Consider the following 21,959-nt stretch of genomic DNA (forward strand, 5'->3'; position numbering starts at 1 on the left):
GCCCGCTCCGGGCAGGGCAAAGGAAAGAGGCCATGACAGACAAGACCGTGTCATCCGGAGAGTTCGGGCGAAGGCTTTTTCCCCGGCAGGGATTTTCCGCCGAAGTCGCCGAAGGGGACCTGGAGCGCTTCTTAGGCCTCGTGGCCACGGAGCTGGCCCCCTGGCAGGTGGAGCAGGTCACGCGGCCCCCTGTGGTGCACCATCGTCAGGAGGCCCTTCTGGCGGTTCACTGGCACCCTGAATTTGTCCCCATGCCCTTGATCAAGCAGCGATTGAAGGCAGCTTTTCCCAATATCCGGGAAGCCCTGATCATTCCTACCCAGCACAACCAGATGATGAGCTGGGGCGGCTACACCGGTGTGGAGGTGGACTGCTACGCCAAAAAGTTCAACAGCAAGGTGCAGCTCCTGCTCCACTTCACCGACGAGAAGGTCCAGGAAGCCCATGTGCTCAAGTCCATGCTGGAGCTCACCGCAAAGTACCGCTCTTCCCAGCTCTTTGATTTCATGGACACCATCATCAAGCCCCGGGAGGAGAGGATCAACCAGGCGGCCATGGCCACAGGTGCCGATGCCGAGGTGGTCGCCTTTACCCGGGCCCAGGTGACCCGGATTCAGACCCTTCTGGATGAAAACTGGCCCAAGGTTCCGGCCATCTCCGTGAAAAACAAGCTCCTCAAAAACTGGTTCGACACCCTGCGCCCCGAGGTGGGGGACCTTGCCATCGGACGGGTCCAGGCTTACCTGCAGGCGGTGAAGCAGATCGTCAAGACCCATTTCCCCTTGAGTTATTTCTATCGGGCCTCCGAGGTCATCGAAGAGGTCCGCGCCCTGGGGGGAGGGGTGGTGATTCCCCACCCGGAGGAGTTCTGGCCCATCCTCCTTGCAGGCTACGACGTGGACGGCATCGAGACCTGGAATCCCCAGTCACAGCGCTACACCGAGTTTCTTATTTCCGTTGTGAACGATCAGAACCGGAAGAGCCCGGCAACGCGGCGAAAGCAGCTCATCTTCATGGGCGATGACTGCCACATGGGAGAAAAAACCAAGGCCAGGGAACTTCAGGACGAGGCCAAGGCAAGCCGGGAGATCGGTTATCAGCCTGCCTGGGACAACCTCAACATCCGGAAGAAGCTTGTGATCCACGGGGTCAGCAGGCGCTCCGTCATCCGTGAGTACAGGGAGCGCCTCAAGGGGTAACCGTAATAGTGCGCAACAGGCACCACATGCCGGACAGCCTGAGTCGTTTTCGGTTTCCGGCCTGCCCGGTAAATCCATTCACACCTTCAGGAGCCCTTCCATGTCCGACGAAAAATTCCTTTTCGATTCCCTTCAGGACAACGACACCATCACGGCCTTTCTGACCTCCCTTGCCGAAGGCTTTCGCAAGGGGGCCATCGCGTTGTCCACCAACGGAGCCGCCATCGACCTTCACCCGTCCGGGCTCCTTAACTTTACGGTGAAAGCCAAAAACAAAGCAGGCCTAACCAAGTTGAGCATCACCGTGAGCTGGCGAGACGGGGAGACGCCGGATGGGCAAGGGTACCCCCCGTTGCAGGTGAGGTAGCCCATGGCGACTCCGGAGGGCCTTGACCAACATTTCCGATTCCTTGTCCTGGCCGTGGAGACCCAGGCCCGGGGGACCCGGATGTTCTTTCTGGACCCTGTGCGGAAAGGCATGGCCAAGCTTCACTCCCGCAAGAGGTACATCGATAACTTGAAAACGGTGGTGGATAACGAGTGCTTCGGGTTCATCCACAGCCGAAGCTCCCTGTCGCGCCCCCTTGTGAACAGGGTTCGTGCCGCCCAGAGAATCTGCGACAGCCTGGCACGTATCGGGGACACCCTTGTAGACGTTGCGGAGCAGGCCGCACACCATAGCTGCCGGGAACTCCAGGCGGCAATGGATGTGGAGGGGGCCTTTTTACCGATTGTAAGGGGCATTGCGCCGATTCAAAGGGCCCTGGCCAAGGGCAAGATGGACGCCGGCCTCTCCATCTGCCGGGTGGGATCGGAGCTGGACCGGGCCTGCGCGGACGGTGCGGAGAAGCTCATGGCCGCGCTGCAGGAGGGGGGCGACCCGCGGCACCTCGTTTCCGTCCTCTGCGTCTTGAGGGATTTAGGGCGGGTGGGGAGCGAACTCCTCAACATCGGGGAGGCGATCCTTTTTTCCATTCTGGGTGAGCACATCGACATCGAGCAGTTCCATGCGCTGAAGAAAACCCTGTCCAAGTCAGGGAGTGCCGATTCCGTGGAAAGCATCGATTACCGGGCCATTAAGGGGACGCGGTCCGGGTGCCGGGTGGGGGAGGTCAGGGGGCCGGGCACCCGGCCCGAGACCGGCAGCCGGATCTACAAAGAAGGGCCCTTGGAAAAAATAAAGCGGGAGAAGGAAAACAACAGCCGGTGGCAGCGCTGCTGCCCGGGCCTGGTGCCCGAGATCTACAGTTTTCATGCCCAGGGGGAGAACGGGTCCCTGCTCCTTGAGTTTCTTCCCGGGGATACCCTGGACACGGTGATCCGGTCGGCAGGGGACGCTGCGGCCAAAAGCGCCCTTGACGCCCTTGAGCGTACCCTGTTTGCCGTGTGGGACCGCACAGCCGTTACAGCGCCCCGGAATACGGACTACATCCATCAGATCCAGACTCGCCTTGCCGATGTGCTGGCGGTGCACCCTGCATTTTTCCGGGAGAGCACCCACGTGGGCCGCGCCGCCGCCCACTCCGTTCAAGAACTCCTGGCGCGGTGTGCGGCCATGGAGCAGGGGCTGGCAGCCCCCGTGTCCGTGTTTATCCACGGGGATTTCAACACGAGCAATGTGGTGTACAACCACGACACTGGGCGTGTGCACTTCATCGACCTGCACCGATCCCGGGATTTCGACTACGTTCAGGACGCCTCGGTGTTTCTGGTCTCCCTGTTTCGCACCCCGGTGTTCGAGGCCGACCGCCGCCGGCGGATCAACGGGGCCATTCACAGGTTTCACAAGGGGGTTGAAGCCTTTTCCAGGGAGCGCGGCGACGCCTCCTTTTCCGTTCGGTTGGCCCTTGCCTTGGCCCGGTCTTTTTATACCTCCACCCGCTTTGAGCTTAATGCCGACTTTGCCCGGGCCATGTACAAGCGGGCCCTGTTTCTCCTGGAGAAGGTCCAGGGGTGTCAACGCGGGACTGGGCCGCGTTTCGGTTTCCCGCGGAGGTTCTTTACTACTGACGGGGCCTGAAGGCAGAGTATCCGGCGAGCTCGTCATCTGACCTATCATAAGATTCAGGAGGGATGCGGTGAACATTGGCGTGATCGGCAATCAGGGAGGGTGGTCCTCGGAACAGCTTGCCGATGCGGTGGCTGCCCGGACCGGGCGGCGTGTCCTCATCTCCCCGGACGAGATCCGCCTGGAGCTGCCCTCGGGCAGGGCCCGGTGCGGTCCCCATGATCTTGCAGGGTTCGATGCCCTGATGATCAAAAAGATCGGCGCGCGCTACTCCCCGGACCTTTTGGACCGGCTGGAGCTGTTTCGGTACCTGGAGGGGCGGGGGGTGAAGGTGTTCAGCTCTCCGTTGTCCCTGATCCGCGTTCTGGACCGGCTCTCCTGCACCATCACCCTTCAGCTGGCCGGGATTCCCATGCCGCCCACCACTGTCACCGAGAGTGAAGAACACGCCATGGAGGCCCTGAAGGCCTACGGTACGGCCATCCTGAAGCCTTTGTACACCTCAAAGGCCCGGGGAATGGTCCATCTGAAGGACGGGTCCGGGGCAGGGGAGATTATCCGGGCCTACAAGGCGAAAAATCCCATCCTCTATCTTCAGAAATCCATTGCCATAGGGGACCGCGACCTGGGTATCGCCTTTGTGGGCGGGAAGTACCTGGCCACTTACGCCCGCAGCAGGCAAGGGGGATCATGGAATACCACCACGGCGTCCGGGGGCAGGTACCGGGCCTTTGACCCTCCTGCCGAGGTCATCGAGTTGGCCCACAGGGCCCAGGCCCTGTTCAACCTGAGCTTTACCTGTGTGGACGTGGCCCTGACAGACGAGGGCCCCTTTGTCTTCGAAGTTTCGGCGTTCGGTGGTTTTCGGGGCATTCTGGAGACCACCGGCATCAACGCGGCGGACCGATACGTGGACCATGTGATGGAAAGGATCATGCCATGATCCTTTCCGGCGGAACCTGCAGAGAACTCCTGGCTCGGGTGCGGAGCCGCATTCCGGCCAACCACGGGCTGACGCTGGGGTTTGCCGGGTGCCTGGTGCAGGTCACCTCAAGCTCCCGAGAGATCAAAGAGGTCCTGGCCGATTACTTTCAAGAGTTCCTCTGTGACGGTGGCCCGCCTGCCGTGCGCATCAGCCTCCACGAATCCGAGGTACTGTCTGTCCCCTTTGCCTTTGCACCGAAGGCACCGTCTCCCGGCAAGACCGTGACCAAGGAGGAGTGGGTGGATTTCCCGGACGGGCGCATGGTGCGTAAACGGCTCTCGGGCATGCTTTTTCTCTTTGGCGGCGGGGAGCACCTTGCGGTGGGGCCTTGCCTTGCCAACTCCAACCAGGTGATCAACTTCATCAACAATCGCTTTATCGAGTGGAAGCTAGGTCAGGGGAGCCTGCTGGGACATGGGGCGGGGGTGGTGACGGGCAATCGAGGCCTTGCCGTGGCCGGGGTGTCGGGATCGGGGAAATCCACCCTGGCCCTGCATCTCATGGCTGCAGGGGCAAGGTTTGTCAGCAATGATCGCCTGATGGTGATGCGACGTGGGGAAGGCCTTGATATGTGCGGGGTGGCCAAGCACCCCCGCATCAATCCTGGGACCGCCCTTACCGTGCCCGGGCTTTCCGGCCTGCTCGCCCCCGGTGAGAGGGCTCGGTTCAGGTCTTTGCCCCGAGATGTTCTTAGGGCTGTGGAAGAAAAGCACGACGTGCCCATCCACCGGTTTTTCGGGCCGGGCCGTTTTGTCCTGACAGCCCCCCTCTGCGGCCTGGTGATCCTGAACTGGTCCGGGGGAGGTTCCCCCACCATGGCACGGCCCCTTGAGATGCCCCGGGACGCCAGCCTGCTCTCCGCCTTTGCCAAGGACACCGGCCTTTTTTACGGCCCGTTTCAGGGGCAGGACACCAGGGCCCCGACCCTCTCCGCCTATGCCGATCTGCTGACGGGGGTGCCCGTGGTGGAATTGTCCGGGGGCAGGGATTTTATCCAGGGGACCAAGGTCTGCCTTGCCATGCTTTCGCCCTGAAGCAGTGGCCGGTTAAAGCCAGAGGTTTTCCACGGAGAGACGACGCAAAAATCCCCATCGCTTGATGCTGACAATGATGGGGCCTGTGTGGGCAAGCACCTCCGGGGTGTACCAGACGGGGATGCCGTCCACCAGGGCCTTGCGAAAGCTGTATTTCCTAAAGGGGACGCCCCGGCGAACTGCCGGGGCCAGGTCGGGTGCCCGGCCTGAGGGGCGTCAGCCGCCGCAGCTCTTTTTTTTCACCATACGGAGGGTCACGGCCCCTCCCCGTTTGCGCAGGGCGTGCCCTGCTTCGTCGGTAAACGCGATATTGAGGGTGTCCAATCCTTTCACCTTTCCTTCCGGTTGTGGTCCATTGCTTTTTTCTACCTCACAACAGGCCCGTCGTAAAGGCAGCCTTTGTGAGTCTTTCGCCATGCCATCTCGTTTTATAAACAGTTTGTCAATGTGATTCTGCGGCTGTCTTTTCAGCGTCACAATCGCCTAAAGTTCCCTGTTTACTGGGTCGATACGTGATGTATCAGTGCGTTTTTCGGCGGTCAGGGTTTTTTGCGGTGTGTGATGTGGCCCTGGCGCGGACCATGGACAACGGAGGATGGTGGATGTTTGCAGCGGTAAGTTTGAGGAAAAAACTGATTGCAGGGTTTGCCCTGCTGGTGGGGGTGCTCCTTGTGGTTGGGGGGACAGGTTATCTCAGTTTGAACCGGGTCATCCGCCAGGCGGACGAGGGGTACATGACCCTGGAACTTGATACACAGCTTAAAGGGACCTTAAGCGAACAGGTGGCCTACGCCAAGGAGGGGAAACCCGAGCAGTTTGAAGCCTTGAGCAGGGGGCTGGACATCGTAAAGGCCATGCTGGAAGAGCTGGGTCGGGTGTCCGGTACCACCGGGGAGGTGGACACGCTCAACACCGGGCGAACGCTCTACGAGAAGAACCTCATCTCCCTGAAAGCTGCCAAGGATAAGAAGGCCGAATTGCGCGGACACCTTTTGACGAGCGCCGCCGAGGTGAGAGCCACCACACAGGAAGAGGCGCGTCGCATTGAGTCGGCCATTCGCGGGGAGGTGCTGGAGAACAGCACCTACTACCTCAAAAAGACCGCCTTTGCCTCTGTCCGAAACCTCGTGGACGTGGCGCGGTGCATGGGACGTACAAGGCCTCTCGCTCCAGGAAAGCGGCCCTTTCCGTGGTGCGCAAGATGCACTTTGAGGGGAGCAACTACTTTTTTGTGATGCAGCCGGATTTTACCCTGGTGGCCCACGGCGCGGACCGCAGCCTGGAAGGCATGGATTTTTCCAAGATCCAGGACAAGAAGACCGGAAAGCGTTTCATGATTGATGTGGTCAACGGGGCGGTCAAGGACGGCACGTCCATGACAGAGTACTACTGGACCAAGCCGGGCATGGGGGACGCCGTGTTCCCCAAGGTAACGGTGGCGCGCTACTTCAAGCCCTGGGACCTGGTGATCTGCGCCGGGGTGTACGTGGATGACATCGAGACAGCCGGGCGGGAGCTTGGCGGGGTCATCGAAAACGGTTTCACCCGGTTGGAGCAGGTTGCAAAGGTGAACGAGGCCCTGGTGGATGCGCGGTTGGGGGCCCTTTACTACCTGGCTTTCCGCACCGATCCCGGCAAGGTGACCGAGGCTCTGGACGGCCTCATGGAGATGGAGGCGACCACCGAGGCCATCCGGGCATCGGCCGGAGAGTACAGGGCCACCTGGGACGATTACGTGGCCCAGGACAAACATGAGCTGGCAACCGGCGCCGAGGCCCGGGGGCTCATTGAGGAGGCCTCCGAGACGGTACACACCATGGCAGAGCGTTCCAAGACGGCCTTTGTGGAGTCGGCCTCCTCGGGCAAGGCCGTCATCGTAATCTTTATCCTCATCGGCGGAGCCCTGGCCGTGGGGGCAGCCCTGGTGCTTATTGTCTCCATTACGCGGCCGTTGAAGCAGGCCGGTGACATGCTCCGGGATATCGCCGAGGGGGACGGTGACCTCACCCAGCGCCTGGCCGTTGCCAGCCGTGATGAGTTGGGGGAGATGGCGCGCTGGTTCAACCTTTTTGTGGAGAAGCTCCAGCAGATGATCCGGGAGATCGCGGGCAACTCCGAGACCCTCTCCCGCTCTTCGGCCGGGCTGACGGATCTTGCGGGCCGCATGGCCCAGGGGTCCGAGGCATCCTCCTCCAAGGCTCACACCGTGGCAGCGGCCTCAGAGCAGATGAGCTGCAACATGGAGGATGTGGCCCGTGAAACCGAGCACTCCGCAGGCAGCCTCAACACCATGGCCTCGGCCACCGAGGAGATGACCTCCACCATCGGGGAGATCTCCCGGAACTCGGAGTCGGCGCGCACCATCACCGGCGACGCGGTGACCCAGGCCCGGCAGGCCAAGGAGAAGGTGGGAGACCTTGGGGAGGCGGCCCTGGCCATCGGCAAGGTCACCGAGACCATCGGGGAGATCTCCGAGCAGATCAACCTGCTGGCCCTGAACGCCACCATTGAGGCGGCCCGGGCCGGGGACGCGGGCAAGGGGTTTGCCGTTGTGGCCGATGAAATCAAAGAACTGGCCAAGCAGACCGCGGTGTCCAACCAGGAGGTCAGAGAGCGCATCGGTGGCGTCCAGGCCTCCACCGAAGAGACCGTGGTCGAGATCGATGGCATTGCAGAGGTCGTGGACCAGGTGAATCAGATTGTCATTACCATTGCCGCGGCCATTGAAGAGCAGTCCGTGACCACCGCTGAAATTTCCGGAAATATCAACCAGGCCTCCTCCGGGATCCAGACCGTCTCCGACAAGATCTCCGAAAGCACCGGGGTCTCCCGGGACATGGCCCGTGAGATCGCGGACGTCAATACCACAGCCGGGGAGATGTCCGATGTCAGCGCCCAGGTGCGCACCAACGCCCGGGAGCTCCACGGCCTTTCAGACCAGCTGAGTGCCCTGGTGGGGCGCTTCAGGGTGTAAGGAGGCAGCTGGCCCCGGTGGATGACTTGCGGCAAACCCTTCTGCCCCCCGGGGGGCGAAGCCGCAGGGTCTCCTGCGGGGCCTGTCACCCTGCCGGTGGACATTTTTTCTCGGCAGGGGGCGGGGCGCCCCTTCGGTTTTGGGCCGGGCGGGCGAAGGATGATTTTTTATTGAACATATGGGGGTGTTGCTGTAGGATTTTAAGCAAAATTTCAATCTGTTGAGGCGCGGGGTTCGCACCCTGCGCTCACGCCGCATTGCCCGTTTGACGTCGGTTCGTTCCCTTCGACCCCTCCCCCGACACAGGCGGGTATCAGTCCCCTTTCATCGGTCAACATCCTCTGGGATGCCGTCCTTTTCATGGTGAGCCACGCTCTGGTGCATCCTGCAGGCGGAACGGACTTTTTTTCCCTGTTTCTGGCGAATGGTGGAGGCGAAATGGAGATAAAACACGCACTGAGTGTTATGGATCCGGCTTCCGGAAAACGTGTGCAGCATGAAAAGGTGGTGCTGATCTGCCACGGCATCGACTCCTCTTCCGGCGATGAGGCCATTGACAAAGAGTTCGCCTGCGTGATTCTGCGTACCCTGATTCCGGATTTTTCCGACGGGATCGATGTGGAGTACATTTATGCCAGAAGCCGGGACGGCGACACCGCTGCCAGGAAGATGATGACCTTGAGCAAAAGCCGGGGACTTGACGCCTTTATCATCCCGGATCTTGATGCCATGGTGATGCCGGTGGCTTTGGGGCTTGCCTTTCCCGCAGCAGATGGGCGGCAGCCCGTCGTGGTGCTGGTGTCCCAGGACGAAACAGACACGTTTCAGGACCGGATCCGCGTGGAACCTGTGGCGGATTCCTTTGGGGCCGCGGAGCCGACACCCGCTCCCGGGGTTCGTGCCGACGCCGGGGCCTCCCGCCGGAGAGCCTCGCAAGCAGGAGACCGCAGAACCCCCAGCCGCAAAGGAGGAGCCGGCTCCGCAAACGCTAAAGCCCCGGAAGACCGGAGGGCTCGCCTTAAAACTTATGACCATCGGCCTGTGTGCCCTTGCCGGTTTTTTGTACTATCACCTGCTGATGCTGCTGTGCGGGATGGTTTACAATCTCTTTTGGGAAGGGGCCTTCCAGGGAAGCCTGGAGAGGGCCGGGGGGATTGTGGCCGCCCTTGGAGGGGTGCTGCTCGTTGTTACCCTGGTGCCGAGCATCAGGGAAGAGTGGTTTGAGGTTTTCGGCTGGATCTGCATTGCCTTTGCCATTCCCGCCTTTATCGGTGCCATCTCATTTTACGACCCGCAATAAGCGGCGGGGGTTCAGGCCTTTGTCACCACCAACGCCAGGTCGGTGGTTCTGATGTGTGCAGGACTGCTCCTGATCCTCTCCGGCGCCCTGTTTGTCCGGTTTAAGCCCTGACCCGGACTCCGAGTGCCTTCCACCCATCCTGTTGTGCCCCACGTTTACCTGACTGTCTTTCCACTTTTTTAATGGAGGGTCACCGGTTCGTCCGGCGTCCCGTCGCTGTAGATTTTCTCCTTCATGACCCAGGCCGCTGACGTGAAAATGTAGAGGCTGAAGAAGATGTTGCAGCTGACCGTGACGGCGGAGGCCAGGGTGTTGCTTTCAAGGGACGGGAGCAGAACCGGCAGGATGTATCCCTCAAAGAGAAAGGCCACAACGCTCAGGATGATGAGGAAAAGGGAGTCCGAGACGTTGCCTAAAAGGCACTTGATGCCCGTGAACACCGCATGCCTGGCCTGGCCGGTGATGAAGACCAGGGGAAAAACATAGATGGGCAGCACCTTCAGGGTCACCATGACGGTGTAGAACAGGGCCTGGGGATTTCCCGGGAAAAACAGGGCGGACACCAGGATCATGACGGGGGTGAGGAGCAGGGTGGTCAGCAGGTAGCCCGGGAGTTTTTTGCGAATGAGCAAAAGCACCGGAAGGGGCCGGAGGCCGAAGATCAGCTCGATGATGCGGCCCAGGAAAAAGGTCATCACCAGGTAATTGAGGGCGGTGGAGACGGCGACGTGTGCAGCAAGGGCATTTTGGGCCTCTTCTCCGGTGCGCATCCCCGCAAAGAAGATGTCGGTGAACAGGGTCAGGCCGATGAAGCCGAGGATGTATCCCACAAGGGGAAGCATGGTGCTGATGACCCGCTTGGCGTCGTGAAGTCCGTATATGTGCATGGGCTGGTTCCAGGTTTTTTGATGTTTCAGGTACGGGCTGTCGACACAAGGTGCCAAAAAGCCCTCCGGTCTTTTCATCTCCATCAGGCCTTAGCCTGTTTCCCGATGCCATGTCAACACATCCCGTGGGCCGGTCGGCTTCGTGAAGCGGATGTATGCTCACATGGTCCGGTGTCGCGTGTCAACGGGATTTCCTGTGACCGGCTACGTGGGGCGGCGGGCGTGTAACGGTGCGATGGTATAACAATATTGTGTGTCTGGAGCTGTTGTCCATTGGTTGACAATAAATGTTTACAAATGAATTCATCTGTCGTAACTATGTTGACGGACTCGGTTGAAAACCGATGGACAATTCAAGACAACGGGGGAGGACATGCCGCCAAAAACCGTACCTTTCAGTGTGCGAATCACAGAAGATGACGCCGAGTTTTTAAGTCGGCTCGACTTTAAAGGGGCCAAGACGCCCAGTGACCGGTTCAGGGCGCTCATTGCCGAAAGGCGTGCAGCAGAAAATGAGATCGAAGGCTATCAGGACTGGTTTGACGAGATAACGCGGCTCATGGGGCCTGCGGTGCGGAAGGTCCGGGCCGACGAGCAAAGGGCCGGGGTCTCCTCGGAGCTCGTGACGCGCTCCTTTGAGTGGCTTCCGGATTTGCTCGCGTTTTTCCTGTCGTATACCGCAGACCAGGCGGAAGGCGCCGAGGACCTGTCGGGACTGGAGCGCGGCCTTACCGAACGCGTATCCAGAATGATGGACGTAACGCTTCAGATGGGGGCATCGGATTTTCGCCTCTGCTACGACCCTGAGGCTGTGAAATCGCGCATCGCATCCACCATGGAGCTGTCGGCGCTGATGCAGGAAATCATGACTCGAAAACAAGAAGGAGATCAGTGATGAGTAGTGAACGGCTTTGGAAACGGGTACGCCGCATCGTCAGCGGCAGCGTGAACTCGGTGGTCTCTGCCCTGGAAGGGGCGGTGCCGGAGAGCGTCATGGAAGAGACCATCCGCGACGTGGAAGGCGCCATGGACGAGGTGCGTGAAGAGCTTGGCAAGGTGGTGGCGGGCAAGCACCTTGCCAGCAAGCGCCTCATGGCCATGAACCGGACCTACGAAGAGCTCACCGGCAGCATCGAGCTGGCCGTGCGGGAAAACCGTGACGACCTGGCCGAAGCGGCCATCGGCAAGCAGATGGACATCGAAGCCCAGATTCCCATTCTGGAGACTGCCGTGGCCGACAACGCCGCCCAGGAAAAAGAGCTGGAGAGCTACCTGAATGCCCTGAAGGCCCAGAAACGGGAGATGACCGAGGTCCTGGCCCAGTACCGGGAAGCTGTCCGGTCCGAAGGGGAAGCAGGCGACGCCCCCCAGGGAGCCTCAGCTTCAGGGGATGTGGCGCGGCGCGTGGCCGAAGCCCAGGCGACCTTTGAACGGGTTACGGCCAAGGCCAGCGGCATGGGAACGCTCTCCAGCAACGGCAAGTACTGGGCGTGCCGATGCGGTGAAGCTTGCCGAGCTTGAGGATATGGCCCGGAGCAACCGCGTGAGGGAGCGTCTGGCCGCCTTCAAGGGTGAGGGCGCCCATGGTTAAGCTGATCCTGCATCCCGCCAACCTTCCGTTCACCGTCGCCCTTGGGGTGATGCTGTGTATCTCCGTGATGGAAGGGGTAGGGATTTTGCTGGGATTCGGTATCTCCGATCTTCTGGACAGCCTGTTCCCGGACGTGGATGCCTCCGTGGATATAGACGCCCCGGACGTGGCCGATTCCGGCCTTACCCGGTTTCTGGGGTGGCTTCAGATTCGCGGGGTGCCGTTTCTCATCCTGCTGGTGGTCTCGCTGACCTCCTTCTCCTGGGCCTGGCATCCAGTCCGCGGCCGAGACGCTGACCGGGGGCTATCTGCCCTCTGTCCTGGCGGCGGTGGGGGCCCTTTTGGGGACCCTTCCCGTGGTGAAGGTGTTTGGCCGCACCTGCGCGCGGTTTCTTCCCAGGGACGAGACCGAGGTGATCTCGGAGAAGAGCTACATCGGCAAGGTGGCCCGGATCACCCTGGGCCGTGCCGAGGTATCGAGCCCTGCCCAGGCAAAATTGAAAGACCGCTACGGCACCACCCATTACATCATGGTAGAACCCGATGAGGAGGGCCAGGCCCTGGAGCAGGGAGATGCGGTGTTGATCGTGGAGCAGAAGGGCGCAGTGTTTCGCGCTATTTTAAATACCTGTGAAGAACTTGAAGACTAAACGTATACGTGTGTGTGGCTTGTGCCATGGGTACAGCCGAATTAAACGAGGAGAAATGCATGATTGAGATGGGAGGAATGGGCAGTATGTTGATTATTGCTGGTATTGTTTTCATATCTTTGCTGTGTGTGGGCGTTATTTTTTCCAAGCTGTATACCCGCTCGTCCAAGGAGACGTCCTTTGTAAGGACAGGCTTCGGCGGCCAGCGGGTCATTATGAACGGCGGGGCCCTGGTGCTGCCGGTGCTTCACGAGGTGATCCCCGTGAACATGAACACCCTGCGCCTTGAGGTGCGCCGCGCCGAGACCCAGGCCCTCATCACCATGGACCGCATGCGTGTGGACGTCATGGCCGAATTCTACGTGCGGGTGAAGCCCTCGGAGGAGTCCATCGCCAACTCGGCCCAGACCCTGGGTATGAAGACCATGAACCCGGACGAGTTGAAGGAACTGGTGGAGGGCAAGTTCGTGGACGCCCTTCGGTCCGTTGCAGCCGAGATGACCATGACCGAACTCCATGAAAAGCGAGTGGATTTCGTGCAGAAGGTGCAGCAGGTGGTCGACAAGGGCTTCCGTAACGGCCTGGAGCTCGAAACCGTCTCCCTCACCGGCCTGGACCAGACCGGCAAGGAGTTTTTCAACCCGGACAACGCCTTTGACGCCGAGGGTCTCACCAAGCTTACCGAAGAGATCCAGGTGCGCCGCATGAAGCGTAACGCCATCGAGCAGGACACCGAGGTCTCCATCTCCAACAAGAACCTGGAAACGGAAAAGCTGCAGCTGGAGATCCAGAGGGAAGAGGAGTACGCCCGCCTCAAGCAGGAGCGGGAGATCGAGATCCGCAAGGCAGACCAGGCCGCGGAAATCGCCCGGGAGCGCGCCCAGAAACAGCGTGACGCCGAAGAGGCCAAGATCGAGGCCAAGCAGAAGGTGGACATGGCCACCATCGAAGCGGATCGTGCCGTGGAAGAGGGCAAGATCGACAAGGAGCGTCAGGTACGCGAAAAGGACATTGCCAAGGAGAAGGTCCTGGAGACGGCCAAGATCGAGCAGGAAAAAGCCGTTGAACTGGCCGAGCAGGATCGCTCCATCGCCATCGCCGAAAAATCCAAGGCCAAGTCCGAAGCCCAGGCCGAGGCGGACAAGGCGCGGGCCATGGCCGTTAAAGAGGAAGAGAGCGTGGTCACCGTCCGTGAGAGCCAGGTTGCCGAGCGAGACAAGCTCGTGGAACTCATCGAAGCGGAAAAGGCCGCCCAGAAAGACGCCATCAAGATCAAGGTGGCCGCCGAGACCCAGAAACTTGCCGCCGAAGACGAGGCCGAGGCCATTCGCATCGCAGCCACCGCCGAAGCCGACAAGCTCATGATCGAAGCCAAGGCCGCCGCCGACGCTGAGATCCTCAAGGCCGACGCCGAAGAGCGCAGCTACGCCGTGGAAGCCGAGGGCAAGCGGGCCCTGAACGACGCGGACAACACCCTGTCCGAAGCCCAGGTTGCCATGCAGATCCGCATGGCCCTCATCAAGTACCTCCCCGAGATTATCCGGGAGAGCGTCAAGCCCATGGAGAACATCGACGGCATCAAGATCATCCAGGTGGACGGTCTCAACGGGGCGTCTGCAAACGGCAGCGCCGCAGCGGCCTCAGGGGACGCGAGCCTGTCCGACCAGCTGGTGAACAGCGCCCTGCGCTACCGCGGCCAGGCCCCCCTGGTGGACTCCCTGCTGGCCGATATCGGCCTCAAGGGCAACGACATCAACGGTCTGACCCGGGAGCTGCTGGGCAACGACGCCGCAACCGCCGAAACAGAGAACTAAGGCCGGAAAAACATACACAAGCAATGCCCCCGGCAGCGAGGTGAGACACCTCAAAAGCTGGTTGCCGCTGCCCCTTAGCCCTTGTACCTCGGGTTAAGGGGCAGCGGCATTTTTTTTGGAATTATTCCGCTTAAAAAAACAGCCTCCGGCCGCCAGGTGGGGGCACAAAAACATCGGCCTATGCGGATACCTCGGGGAAAAGGATGTACGTCATTGATTCAGTTTACCTGATCTGTTTTTGAAACCTGTTTGTCAAACTTTTCAAAAGTTTGGCCCCCGGCAGGGCCGCCGGAGGCATTTTGAGAAGAATCGTTATATTTCGGCTTGGGAAACCCCTAGGTCATCTTTGGCCGCTCCGCAATGCCCCGCAAGAGCCTTCCCAGAATATCCGCACCGGTCACCACTTTCTTTGTTTTTCCCCATAAAATGATCAGGTCGTCGTCGATGACGTCGTCGTCGGACCGCTCCGGGTGGACCTTCAGCTTGGGGAGCACCGAGCCCAGGGGGGTTGTGGCGTCCGCCGTGATGATGGGGCGGTGGCAGTGGGCCATGGGATGGATGGGCGCGGTGTCAAAGAGGACGCTTCTGAGAAAGCTGTCGGAGTTCAGGGCAAAGCCGGGATAGCCCATGTCGTCGATGAGGATGGTCCACTTCTTACCCGAGGACTGGATCTGGTTGATGAACTCCTCAAAGGCCGGGGTACCCGCAGGGGGGAAGCAGGGCACGTTGTTTTTGAGGGGAGGTGATTGATGCTCAGGTCATGCAACCTCTTTTGCTAAGGGGGATGTCGTCGAGATTCAGGAAGTTGATGGCACCCTTGCCCTCCACGGCGTCGATGTCCGACTGGTCGGACTTCATGTGCATGGTGATGAGCTGCTGCATGTCCCGTTCACGCATGAAGTGGAAGGACTCCTTGCCCAGCCACTGGTCCAGCATGATGGCCGTGGGCTTGGCCACCACAAAGAGGAGGCACTGATAGATCCGGAGCAGGGGGGTGAACCCGTAAGCCATTTTCAGGGCGTGCCGTGAAAAATAGGCCTGGGGGATGATCTCTCCCAGAAAGGTGATGAGTACCGTGGAGAAGAGAAAGGCGGTGACGCCCGCCATGACGGAATTGGCCAAAAGGGCCAGGAGCACGTTGATGCCAACGTTGCCCCAGAGGATGGTGGTGAGAAGGAAGTTGGAGTCCTTGCGGATCTTGATGACCCGGGCTGCATAGATGTTGCCTTGGGTGGCCTCTACTTCCAGTCGGAGTTTACTGATGCTGAAAAAGGCCAGGTTCAGGCCGGAAAAGATGGCGGACTGTGTAATACAAAACACAATGCCCGCCCAGGTTATGCCTTCAATCATGGGTGGGGTCTTTACCTCTCGTTGATGGGTTGTGGAGGCCAGGGGCACCCGACGGCCCCAAACGGACCGCGGGCGTGCCTGCCTCCGATACCTTTAAGCAAAACATATTTCAACGGAATCTTCCAGAGGATTCCGTCGATCAGGCGTGATCGCCGCGCAATTCCGAGACCAGGCTGTGCAGGCCCCCTGCGCTGACCTCTTCCGGTGTCACAGCATCCCCCACGGTGTAGTGGATCTTGGAGTAGAGCCGCCTGGGGCGCTTGGCAAGGGCCGTGCCGTCCTTGTGGCTGAAAAAACTGCCCCACAGGCCTTTGAGGGCCGTTGGGATCACCGGGGCCGGGGTGCGGTTGATGATCTTTTCAATGCCGCTTTTAAAGGTGTCGATCTCGCCGTTGCGGGTGAGCTTGCCTTCCGGGAAGATGCAGACCACCTGGCCGTCTTCCAGCTCTTCTGCGATGCGCTGAAACGCTGCCTCGTACACCTCCGGGTCTTTGCGCTTGGCCGTGATGGGGATGGTCTTTCCCGTGCGGAAGATAAAGTTGAGGACCGGGATGTTGAAGATGCCCTTGTCCATGACAAAGCGCACCGGGCGCCTGCAGCAGCTCCCGATGATGAGGGCGTCCATGTAGCTCACGTGGTTGCAGACGATGACCGCCGGGCCTTCGGCAGGGATCTTGTCCAGGTGCTCGTGATGGATGCGGTAAAACAGGTGGGTAATAACCCAGACCAGGCAGCGCATGGTGAACTCGGGCACCAGGGTGTAGATGTAGACGGCCACGGCGATGTTCATGAGGGTGATGGTGAGAAACAGGGCCGGGATGGAGAGGCCCATGGGACCAAGGAAGACCCCGCCCAGGATGGCGGCCCCTACCATGAACAGGGCGTTTAAGATGTTGTTGGCCGCGATGACGCGGGATCGGTGGCTCTCCTCGCTCCGGGTCTGGACAATGGCAAACAGGGGCACGATGTAGAGCCCGCCGAAGATGCCGATGAGAACCAGGTCGAGGAGGATGGGAAAACTCCCTTCTGCGCCGAGGAATCCCATGAGGGTGTGGGGTACCTCTGGCACGGGCAGGCTGCCCGCAGCGGCCAGGTGGATGCCGAAAAGGCTGAGGCCCAGGGAGCCGATGGGCACCAGGCCGTACTCCACCTTCTTGCCGGAGAGGTACTCGCAGAGCATGGAGCCTGCGCCGATGCCGATGGAGAACATGGCCAGGAGCAGGGTGGCCACCCCTTCGGTGCTGTGCAGGACGTTTTTGGTGTAGCCCGGAATCTGGGTGACGTAGCAGGCCCCCAGAAACCAGAACCAGGAGATGCCCAGAACCGAAAGAAACACGACCTTCTCTTTTTTTGCGTATCCCAGGGTGCGGAGGGTCTGGCTGAAGATGTTCCAGTTGATGGCAAGCTCCGGGCTGGCGGCAGGGGCCTTGGGGATTTTGCGGCTGGCGAGCCACCCGGCAACGGCCGTGACCACAACGGCCAGGGCGGCGTAAGCGCTGGGAAGCTGGATCAAAAGCCCCCCTGCGATGGTACCGGCCAGGATGGCCACAAAGGTTCCCATTTCAACAAGGGCATTTCCCCCCACGATCTCGGACGGATCCAGGTGCTGGGGCATGATGCTGTATTTTACCGGCCCGAAAAAGGCGGACTGGGTTCCCATGAGAAAGAGCAGGGCCAGAAGGGAGGCGGTGCTGCCCAGCATGAGGGCCGCGGCCCCCGCGCACATGATGCCGATTTCCGCCACCTTGATCATGCGGATGAGGCGACCCTTTTCAAACTTGTCGGCGATCTGGCCGGCCAGGGAGGAGAAGAGAAAGAAGGGAAGGATAAAAAGCCCTGCGGCCAGGTTCATGAGAATATCGGTCTGGCCCGGCTGGGCCGCGCGAAAGGCCAGCAGCAGCATGAGGACGTTTTTAAAGATGTTGTCGTTAAAGGCCCCTGCAAACTGGGTCCAGAAAAAGGGGGCGAAGCGGGGTGCCTTCAGAAGGCTCAACGGGCTGTGCTCATGGGTTGTCATGGGGGCTCCTTGGGGTTCGTAACGGTTGACTATGCATACCATAGCGAGTGGATCTTCGCCGGGTGTTTTTTTCTTGGGGACATGTATATCAAAAGCCGTGCCAAAGTTACCGTGTTTTGGTAACGGCTTGATTTTCGGCGGTAAGGGCTGTCATGAGTCTGCTTGGTGTCTGGATGTGGTGTTGGGGCTTGTGAATTTATGATATGTGTGTATACAAAAAATGACAAACAGGTTTTGAGTTGTCATTTTGAGTCTCCACCTGAGGCAGCTGGGTTAAATCAACCCGCAATGGACAGGTAGCGACAACGTATCCTGTTGTATCGAAGCTTGTGAGCCAGCTCGCATAAACCATCAGCGTCCATGTCGGGCGAGCAGCCAAGGCCCTTGCGCTTTGGCCCGAGGAACGAGGGACAAAGCGCAAGGGCAATCAGCTTTCGAGGTGGCTCCACCTCGCCGCCGGAGGCACGCTTTTTGAACTGGCCTTGCCCATAAGAAGGCACCATCTGAACGGAGGTATCCGTCGATGGCCCATCGCTTGACTGAAGATGAGAGAACCTTTTTTTCCCTGGTGCGTGATGCGGTGCGGGCCAACCCCTTCAGCGAGGAGCGCCAGGCCATCAACCGCCGCATTGCAGGGGTTTACGGCGGCGAGGACGATGCCCTGGCCCGCACCATCGCGGACGTGGACCATCGCATGGCTGAGATGAAGGCCGGGGGCCGGGGGGATCTTTCAGGGTATGACCATGCCGATCAAGAGCTTTTGAAGTATGCCCACCTCTTTGCCCTGTTCCACCGCCACATGGGGGCCTTTGACGCCCATATCCTTGCCCAGTCCGCGGAAGGGGCGCGGGTGCTTCCCGTGTCCTTTGCAGCCGATGCCCTGAAGGAGCTCGTCTCCTCGGGGTTCACCGAGGCCGAGGCCCTGCGTTTTTTTGCCTTGAGTTTCCAGATCCGGCGGGCGTTTTTCTTCATCGACCGGGGGCTTCCCGGTCTGAGCCCCTCCATGGTGGCCCTGCGGGAGGATCTGTGGAACAACGTCTTCACCAGCGACATCGATCTTTACGAGTCCTGGCTGGTTAACCGCATGGAGGATTTCTCCACCCTGCTTCTGGGAGAGACCGGCACCGGCAAAGGCAGCGCGGCCCAGGCCATCGGCAGGTCCGGGTTTATTCCTTTTGATCCTGTGACCATGCGTTTTACCGAGAGCTTTGCGGCCTCCTTTGTCTCGGTGAATCTCTCCCAGTTTTCAGAAACCCTGGTGGAGTCCGAACTCTTCGGTCACACCAAGGGCTCCTTCACCGGCGCGGTCAAGGACCACGAGGGGCTTTTTGCCGGATGCAGCCCCCACGGGGCCATCTTCTTAGACGAAATCGGCGAGGTGAGCCCGGGCCTCCAGATCAAGCTGTTAAAAGTGCTGGAAGAGCGCACCTACAGCCCGGTGGGCAGCCGCACGGAAAAGCGCTTTTCCGGCCGCATAATCGCCGCCACCAACCGTCCGGCAGCAGAGCTCACCGCCACAGGCCGCATGCGAGACGATTTTTTCTACCGCCTCTGCTCGGACCTCATTGTCATGCCCCCTTTACGCACCCGGCTCCGGGAATCCCCGGACGAACTCAAGGCCCTGGTGGACTTCACCGTTGCCCGCATCATCGGAAAACCCGCCCCGGACCTTGCCGCCATGGTCACCGCCACCATCCAGAAAGACCCCGGCACAGGCTACCCCTGGCCCGGAAACGTCCGCGAACTGGCCCAATGCGTCCGCCGCATCCTCCTCAAGCGTCGCTACACCACCCAGGCCCCCGAAGCCGAAACCCCCGATTTTGCGCAGGCCATGGCCCAGGGCCGCCTCACCGCCACCGAACTCCTCCAGGCCTACTGCCACCACCTCTGGAGCGGCTGCCACAACATCGGCGAAGTGGCCCGCAAAACCGGCCTCGACCGCCGCACCGCCAAAAAACACATCGACGGGTTCTTGCGTGGGAGTAAAAATGCCTTCTATATGGAAAAAGCATGCCTCCGGCGGCGAGGGTGGCGAAGCCACGATAGCGAAAACACCTCGAAAGCATATAGCCCTTGCGCGTTGCCCAGAGGAACGAAGGGCAACGCGCAGGAGAGGGCCTTGGCTCGGGCTTCGCCCGACGCAAACGTTGATGGTTTATGCGGGCTGGCTCACAAGCTTGGAGGTCTCAGGATACGTTGTTGCCAGTTGGCTACTGCCGATTTAAGTGCATTACCTCGACATCATGGGGCTGTTACCCTTGGTTCCAGGCTCATCACATTCCCTGACGGGCTTCGCCCGTGTTGAGTACCGAGTGTAAGGGGCAAGCCTCCGGACCAGAGTACCTTTCAGTCCCAGGCTCTGCCTCCATGATTGAGGTTCCGTCATCCTGTACATTTTGCCCATAAATCGGCTATTCCCCGCCCCGCAAGGCGGAGCCTTGCAACCCACACTCCCAGGCAGATCCCTGGCGCGAGAAAACCCGTGAAGATAAATATTCTCATACCGCTGGTTACGGGCGCAGCCCGTTAGCGAATGCGAGCGGCCTGAGGGACGAAGGCCGGAGCGTCGCGAACCTGGGGCTGTAGCCCCTGCCCGCCGGAGGCGTGCTTTTTAAAAAAAGGCAGCGTGATTGGAGTTGAACACCGGGGGGTCGCGGTGGACGATGGGGGCGATGCGGGGGTGTTTTTTGAACTCTTTTTCGAGGAAGTGGCGGATGAGGGAGCGGTTCCAGCCCAGGGGGTGGTTGAATTCACTGTAGAGGGAGAGGTCGCCGTCGTAGAAGGTGCTGGTGTTGAGGGTCTTTGCTTCGGGGGCAAAGTAGGGGAGATTAAAGACCGAGAGGTTGAGAAAGCCGATGGCCTCGTGGTGGTGGGCCACGAAGTCCAGGGTTTTTCGGGCGGCGGCTTCGGTCTCCGTGGGGGTGCCGAAGAGGAGGTAGACGTAGGTGTTGATGCCCACCTTGCGCAGGGTGGCAAGGGCGCGGGAGACCATCTCCGGGGGCACCCCTTTGTTCATGTCCGACAGGACCGCGGGATCGCCGGATTCGATGCCGAGTTTGAGCATGCGGCACCCCGAGGCTTTAAGGTCCCTGCAGAACGCTTCGTCGGTAAGGTGGGGGGTGACCCGGGCAAAGGCGTACCAGGGGGTGTTGAACCCGCTGGCAAAGAGCTTTTTCAGAAAGGCCGGTCCCACGGAGTTGTCCACGATGTGGACCAGGGCGGGTTTGAGGGCCTCCACCAGGGTGTTGAGGTGGGCGACGGCGGTGGTGGTCTCCACCGGGGTGTAGGGGTTTGCCGCCACTGGGCAGAAGGTGGCTCCGCCACCGACATCCCCTGCGGCGCAGAAGGGGAGGACAAACCCCGGGGCCAGGTAGGGGAGGTCCTTGAAATCGTCGTAGTCGGGCAGGTAGTGCTTCTGGTCGGGCTCTTTGCCGAAGAGCCTGAGGAGCGGGTGTTCGCCTTCCCCTGCGATCATCTCGTCCACCAGGTGTTTAAAGGGATTTTCCCATGAGGGCATGCGCATCCATGAGGTGACCAGGCCGCCCCCCAGGACGATACGGACGTGGGGATAGGCGGCTTTGAGGTGACCGATGATGGCAAAGGTGGTGAGGGCCTGGTTGAGGTAATTCATGGAGATGCCCACGGTGGTGAGGCCCCCGCACTCTTCTTCGAGTTCCTTGAACCGCGCCTTGAAGTAGGGAAAGTAGGTTTGTTCGGGCTTCCGGGCGGCCTGGAGGAGATCTTCGCTTTTTACCGGCGAAAGGGTGTCGCTTTTGTAGTTGGCCATGGAGGCCAGGGCACCGGTGCCTTCCGAGGCCACCTTTAGCACCCGGTTGGTGTCCAGCACCGCGTTGCGGTAGCGGTCGATGTTTTCGTACCCCTGCCCGGAGGTGAGCAGCCCAAGGTTTCGCTCTTTTCGGTTCAGGGCCCGGGTGCTCCATTTGTCGTGGGCTTCCGAGGCGCTGTCAAAGAGGTACATGAAGCCTTCCAGGCTCATGTCCACGGATTTCACGGCAACCCCGTGGTGCTTCAGGGCCCCGGCAAGCCGGGCGATGCCCGCCGGGGGCTCGCTGATCTTGGCTGCGGGGGGATAGATAAAGAGCATGTCGGGTGGGGTGGTGCCTCGGGAATGTGTCACTGGCCGGTTCAT

19 protein-coding genes and 1 pseudogene are annotated in these 21,959 nt (G+C 60.4%); 14 read left to right on the plus strand and 6 right to left on the minus strand.

Annotated elements, in window-relative coordinates; translation table 11 throughout:
* Window positions 1–32: 32 nt before the first annotated feature.
* The 7 genes from ACOYW1_RS01680 to ACOYW1_RS01710 all read left to right on the plus strand — a co-directional run bounded on the left by ACOYW1_RS01680 (window position 33) and on the right by ACOYW1_RS01710 (window position 8,200).
* Window positions 33–1,199: a hypothetical protein gene (locus tag ACOYW1_RS01680; protein ID WP_482421421.1), complete on the plus strand. Its 1,167-nt coding sequence runs from the start codon at window positions 33–35 to the stop codon at window positions 1,197–1,199.
* A 100-nt stretch (window positions 1,200–1,299) separates the two neighbouring features.
* Window positions 1,300–1,566, plus strand: a complete 267-nt coding sequence (locus tag ACOYW1_RS01685; protein ID WP_482421422.1) for an amphi-Trp domain-containing protein — start codon at window positions 1,300–1,302, stop codon at window positions 1,564–1,566.
* A 3-nt stretch (window positions 1,567–1,569) separates the two neighbouring features.
* Complete coding sequence (locus tag ACOYW1_RS01690; protein ID WP_482421423.1) at window positions 1,570–3,219, plus strand: phosphotransferase; 1,650 nt, start codon at window positions 1,570–1,572, stop codon at window positions 3,217–3,219.
* A gap of 58 nt (window positions 3,220–3,277) precedes the next feature.
* A complete protein-coding gene (locus ACOYW1_RS01695) occupies window positions 3,278–4,150 on the plus strand; it encodes a GAK system ATP-grasp enzyme (protein WP_482421424.1) in 873 nt (290 codons plus the stop codon).
* A complete protein-coding gene (locus ACOYW1_RS01700) occupies window positions 4,147–5,226 on the plus strand; it encodes an HprK-related kinase B (RefSeq protein WP_482421425.1) in 1,080 nt (359 codons plus the stop codon). Before ACOYW1_RS01695 ends, ACOYW1_RS01700 begins: the two co-directional genes overlap by 4 nt.
* A gap of 602 nt (window positions 5,227–5,828) precedes the next feature.
* Window positions 5,829–6,461: a hypothetical protein gene (locus ACOYW1_RS01705; protein WP_482421426.1), complete on the plus strand. Its 633-nt coding sequence runs from the start codon at window positions 5,829–5,831 to the stop codon at window positions 6,459–6,461.
* Complete coding sequence (locus ACOYW1_RS01710; protein WP_482421427.1) at window positions 6,416–8,200, plus strand: methyl-accepting chemotaxis protein; 1,785 nt, start codon at window positions 6,416–6,418, stop codon at window positions 8,198–8,200. Before ACOYW1_RS01705 ends, ACOYW1_RS01710 begins: the two co-directional genes overlap by 46 nt.
* Before the next feature lie 629 nt (window positions 8,201–8,829).
* On the opposite strand, the gene ACOYW1_RS01715 is transcribed toward ACOYW1_RS01710, so the two are convergent.
* Window positions 8,830–9,021, minus strand: coding sequence for a hypothetical protein (locus ACOYW1_RS01715; RefSeq protein ID WP_482421428.1), 192 nt, complete (start codon window positions 9,019–9,021; stop codon window positions 8,830–8,832).
* Between the two features lie 206 nt (window positions 9,022–9,227).
* Between ACOYW1_RS01715 and ACOYW1_RS01720 the strand changes: the two genes are divergently transcribed.
* Window positions 9,228–9,500, plus strand: a complete 273-nt coding sequence (locus ACOYW1_RS01720) for a hypothetical protein (RefSeq protein ID WP_482421429.1) — start codon at window positions 9,228–9,230, stop codon at window positions 9,498–9,500.
* 179 nt (window positions 9,501–9,679) lie between these two features.
* Here ACOYW1_RS01720 and ACOYW1_RS01725 read toward each other — a convergent pair whose 3' ends face one another.
* Window positions 9,680–10,387: a hypothetical protein gene (locus ACOYW1_RS01725; protein ID WP_482421430.1), complete on the minus strand. Its 708-nt coding sequence runs from the start codon at window positions 10,385–10,387 to the stop codon at window positions 9,680–9,682.
* A 373-nt stretch (window positions 10,388–10,760) separates the two neighbouring features.
* On the opposite strand from ACOYW1_RS01725, the gene ACOYW1_RS01730 reads away from it, so the two are divergent.
* The 5 genes and pseudogenes from ACOYW1_RS01730 to ACOYW1_RS01750 all read left to right on the plus strand — a co-directional run bounded on the left by ACOYW1_RS01730 (window position 10,761) and on the right by ACOYW1_RS01750 (window position 14,442).
* On the plus strand, window positions 10,761–11,282 hold the full coding sequence (locus ACOYW1_RS01730; RefSeq protein ID WP_482414938.1) for a hypothetical protein: 522 nt from the start codon (window positions 10,761–10,763) through the stop codon (window positions 11,280–11,282).
* The gene (locus tag ACOYW1_RS01735; protein ID WP_482421431.1) at window positions 11,282–11,908 is read left to right on the plus strand and encodes a PspA/IM30 family protein; all 627 of its coding nucleotides are present in this window, start codon (window positions 11,282–11,284) and stop codon (window positions 11,906–11,908) included. Before ACOYW1_RS01730 ends, ACOYW1_RS01735 begins: the two co-directional genes overlap by 1 nt.
* 62 nt (window positions 11,909–11,970) lie before the next feature.
* Window positions 11,971–12,228 (plus strand): annotated as a pseudogene (locus tag ACOYW1_RS01740) (YqiJ family protein); the annotation flags it as partial.
* Between the two features lie 91 nt (window positions 12,229–12,319).
* Window positions 12,320–12,628 carry an OB-fold-containig protein gene (locus ACOYW1_RS01745; RefSeq protein WP_482421432.1) on the plus strand — a complete coding sequence of 103 codons (309 nt, stop codon included), beginning with the start codon at window positions 12,320–12,322 and terminating at the stop codon, window positions 12,626–12,628.
* 59 nt (window positions 12,629–12,687) lie between these two features.
* The gene (locus ACOYW1_RS01750; protein ID WP_482421433.1) at window positions 12,688–14,442 is read left to right on the plus strand and encodes a flotillin family protein; all 1,755 of its coding nucleotides are present in this window, start codon (window positions 12,688–12,690) and stop codon (window positions 14,440–14,442) included.
* Between the two features lie 335 nt (window positions 14,443–14,777).
* On the opposite strand, the gene ACOYW1_RS01755 is transcribed toward ACOYW1_RS01750, so the two are convergent.
* From ACOYW1_RS01755 to ACOYW1_RS01765, 3 genes are all read right to left on the minus strand, one after another.
* Complete coding sequence (locus ACOYW1_RS01755; protein ID WP_482421434.1) at window positions 14,778–15,167, minus strand: hypothetical protein; 390 nt, start codon at window positions 15,165–15,167, stop codon at window positions 14,778–14,780.
* 28 nt (window positions 15,168–15,195) lie between these two features.
* Window positions 15,196–15,792 (minus strand): DUF21 domain-containing protein, encoded by a 597-nt coding sequence (locus ACOYW1_RS01760; RefSeq protein ID WP_482421435.1) that lies wholly within the window; start codon window positions 15,790–15,792, stop codon window positions 15,196–15,198.
* A 139-nt stretch (window positions 15,793–15,931) separates the two neighbouring features.
* The gene (locus ACOYW1_RS01765; RefSeq protein WP_482421436.1) at window positions 15,932–17,809 is read right to left on the minus strand and encodes an MFS transporter; all 1,878 of its coding nucleotides are present in this window, start codon (window positions 17,807–17,809) and stop codon (window positions 15,932–15,934) included.
* Window positions 17,810–18,332: 523 nt separating this feature from the next.
* On the opposite strand from ACOYW1_RS01765, the gene ACOYW1_RS01770 reads away from it, so the two are divergent.
* Entirely contained in the window at window positions 18,333–20,114 is a 1,782-nt protein-coding gene (locus ACOYW1_RS01770) for a sigma-54-dependent transcriptional regulator (protein ID WP_482421437.1), read from the plus strand.
* Window positions 20,115–20,420: 306 nt separating this feature from the next.
* On the opposite strand, the gene ACOYW1_RS01775 is transcribed toward ACOYW1_RS01770, so the two are convergent.
* Complete coding sequence (locus ACOYW1_RS01775) at window positions 20,421–21,947, minus strand: B12-binding domain-containing radical SAM protein (protein ID WP_482421438.1); 1,527 nt, start codon at window positions 21,945–21,947, stop codon at window positions 20,421–20,423.
* Window positions 21,948–21,959: the final 12 nt, after the last annotated feature.

This window comes from Desulfoluna sp. CYM3A (assembly GCF_056829965.1).

What these genes read in the sequence shown, in the direction of transcription:
- ACOYW1_RS01765 (WP_482421436.1), bottom strand. Translation starts at nt 17,809, where the DNA reads ATGACAACCCATGAGCACAGCCCGTTGAGCCTTCTGAAGGCACCCCGC.
- ACOYW1_RS01700 (WP_482421425.1), top strand. Translation starts at nt 4,147, where the DNA reads ATGATCCTTTCCGGCGGAACCTGCAGAGAACTCCTGGCTCGGGTGCGG.
- ACOYW1_RS01750 (WP_482421433.1), top strand. Translation starts at nt 12,688, where the DNA reads ATGATTGAGATGGGAGGAATGGGCAGTATGTTGATTATTGCTGGTATT.
- ACOYW1_RS01690 (WP_482421423.1), top strand. Translation starts at nt 1,570, where the DNA reads ATGGCGACTCCGGAGGGCCTTGACCAACATTTCCGATTCCTTGTCCTG.
- ACOYW1_RS01770 (WP_482421437.1), top strand. Translation starts at nt 18,333, where the DNA reads ATGGCCCATCGCTTGACTGAAGATGAGAGAACCTTTTTTTCCCTGGTG.
- ACOYW1_RS01725 (WP_482421430.1), bottom strand. Translation starts at nt 10,387, where the DNA reads ATGCACATATACGGACTTCACGACGCCAAGCGGGTCATCAGCACCATG.
- ACOYW1_RS01730 (WP_482414938.1), top strand. Translation starts at nt 10,761, where the DNA reads ATGCCGCCAAAAACCGTACCTTTCAGTGTGCGAATCACAGAAGATGAC.
- ACOYW1_RS01680 (WP_482421421.1), top strand. Translation starts at nt 33, where the DNA reads ATGACAGACAAGACCGTGTCATCCGGAGAGTTCGGGCGAAGGCTTTTT.
- ACOYW1_RS01685 (WP_482421422.1), top strand. Translation starts at nt 1,300, where the DNA reads ATGTCCGACGAAAAATTCCTTTTCGATTCCCTTCAGGACAACGACACC.
- ACOYW1_RS01760 (WP_482421435.1), bottom strand. Translation starts at nt 15,792, where the DNA reads ATGATTGAAGGCATAACCTGGGCGGGCATTGTGTTTTGTATTACACAG.
- ACOYW1_RS01720 (WP_482421429.1), top strand. Translation starts at nt 9,228, where the DNA reads ATGACCATCGGCCTGTGTGCCCTTGCCGGTTTTTTGTACTATCACCTG.
- ACOYW1_RS01735 (WP_482421431.1), top strand. Translation starts at nt 11,282, where the DNA reads ATGAGTAGTGAACGGCTTTGGAAACGGGTACGCCGCATCGTCAGCGGC.
- ACOYW1_RS01705 (WP_482421426.1), top strand. Translation starts at nt 5,829, where the DNA reads ATGTTTGCAGCGGTAAGTTTGAGGAAAAAACTGATTGCAGGGTTTGCC.